Consider the following 562-nt stretch of genomic DNA (forward strand, 5'->3'; position numbering starts at 1 on the left):
CTTTCAGACAGCATAGGTACTTTTACATCAATAATCATTTTGTGTCTCCAATGGCCCTTTCAGACGGCCTGTTGTGTGTTTTTAATTCTGCATATGGGCATTCCGCCTGAGCAGCCTCAGACGGAATGCTACTTGGTTTACAACGCCAAAGCGTCTTCAACCAATTGTTTCAATTGAGCAATATGTTTGCTTGAGTAGCCCACTGCAGGCGATGCACTGCTTGGACGACCGGCATAAGACAGTTTTTGCTCTTCGCTGATAACGTCTTCGATGCGGTGGCGGATTTGGTAGAACGCGCCTTGGTTTTTCGGCTCTTCTTGCGCCCAAACCACAGATTTTGCATTCGGATATTTCGCCAGTTCAGCTTTAACCTCTTCATATGGGAACGGATACAGCTGCTCAACGCGGACGATAGCAACATCATCTTCCAGTTTACGCTCGGTACGGCCTGCTTCCAAGTCATAGTAAACCTGACCGGCACACAATACCACGCGTTTCACGCTGTCGTTGCTTGCGCGTTCGGCGGGATCACCGATAACCGGACGGAAAGTCGAACCTTCGG

1 pseudogene is annotated in these 562 nt (G+C 49.3%); it reads right to left on the reverse strand.

From position 1 onward, the window contains the following. Window positions 1–137 precede the first annotated feature (137 nt). Window positions 138–562 (reverse strand): annotated as a pseudogene (sucA, locus tag ACTHUM_RS18150) (2-oxoglutarate dehydrogenase E1 component); the annotation flags it as partial.

This window comes from Neisseria sp. P0021.S006 (genome assembly GCF_051956895.1).